Below are 1,601 nucleotides of genomic sequence, written 5' to 3'. Positions count from 1 at the left end.
CCTGAATTTCGAAAGCCCCTAGTAATGAGTGTTAATACACGATGTCATAGGGGACCACTTCCAAATATGTAAGTGAAAATGATGAAGTGATTGGTCCTGCTAGATTTTAGCGTACATCATCCCCCTCCCCATACGAAGGGGCAACGTCATTTCCAAGTATTATTTTGGGTTATTTCTGTCATTCAAGTAATATGATTTTCCGCTCGATTCGGAGCCAGATGTAACGGTTTCTGAAATGCTCAGCCATTTTTAATGTGACTTGTCGACCATGGCGTGCCAGTACACCTGCGCATTCAAAAAATTCTCGTCGGAATCGCTGAATGGTAAAGGAACGATGAAGCGGTTCACAACAATCTTGCTTGAAACGTTCGAACAAATTGTAGGCGAACAGTTTGATGAGCAGATCCATTTCATTCGCAGCGAAATTATCCGTTGGAATACGGTTAATTGAAAAACCGCGCTTGGCTTCTTTGATGTAGTTTTCCATGCAACAGCGCTGGTTGTAAAAGCGCCACACATCGATGGCTTCCCATGGCTCACTTGTCACCATTGCCTCATATTGCCAAAGTAAATCGAGAAATCCATCTTGCTCAAACTGCACTTGTTCCGTTTCGAATCGTTGTACCTTTCGAATAACTGCTACACGCCTTGTGGTGCTCCACGAAGTAGCTTTGTAACACAACACCAGACCTTCAATAATCCAGTCATCATCAACAAAACGTGTCCAGTGCGGGCAAGCATGAACTTGTTCTCGCAAGCGATTCGTCCATTTGATCTTACCGACATAGCCGATGTTTCTGGATTCCCAAAAACCGTAAAACGCTTCTCCGCCAAAGCCTTTGTCAAAGCGAACATAACCGACAGGACGAGTAGATAGAAGCGATAGCGTTTTCTCAGCAAAAGCAAGTACGTCTGTGGAGCTGTGAACATTGCCGGGCCGTAATTCAGCATTCAGCAGAAACCTGGACTTCCCTTCGTATACCAGAATAGGATGGTAGCTTTTGCGTCCGGGTTTATAGCTGTTTACGCCAACGGCTGCGCCTTGCTGATCACCGTAAACGGTCTCCACGGTGGAGTCGAAATCGAGAATAAGTGTATCTGGCAGGCATGGAGAAATGATCTCCATATTCAGCTTTTTGAGATCTAAACTCAGAGTGGGACGAGATTTACCTAAACGCTCTAATTCCTTGTACAGCAAACTGTGATGAGGACAACGTCCGCCTAGAAAACGTTGCAGCAATGAATCGTTCTGTAGTTTTTGAAAGTGGAGAATACGCTCGCAGCCGAGCATCCAACCAATTATGAGGTAAAGCATAATTCGATACGTTGGGAATATGGAGTTTGGCGCTTTAGAGTGACCAAGCGCATGAAGGGCACGGTCTAACTTGATTTTTTCAAGATACGCAAGCAAAACTTTGCTGCCTGCCATACTTGTTGCATTTCTCATAGAAAATTCCGTTTTTAAATTTGCGATTTTTGTGATAAACTTCACCATAAAGGTGCTCCTCTCTTTTGGGTGATGTGTTCTAGACAAACACCATTCTACCAAAGATCAGGGCACTTTTTTACATTTTTATGAGATTTCACTTTCGAAATTCAGG

1 protein-coding gene is annotated in these 1,601 nt (G+C 43.8%); it reads right to left on the bottom strand.

Features of this window, described 5'->3' with window-relative positions; genetic code table 11:
• Positions 1-178 precede the first annotated feature (178 nt).
• Positions 179-1,492 carry an IS1380 family transposase gene (locus AC2TDN_RS26440; protein ID WP_484690724.1) on the bottom strand — a complete coding sequence of 438 codons (1,314 nt, stop codon included), beginning with the start codon at positions 1,490-1,492 and terminating at the stop codon, positions 179-181.
• Positions 1,493-1,601 lie beyond the last annotated feature (109 nt).

The sequence above is a fragment of the Paenibacillus sp. Y660 genome, assembly GCF_057221575.1.
The sequence above is the reverse complement of the archived record's forward strand: the minus strand, read 5'-3'. Positions and strand labels throughout refer to the sequence as shown.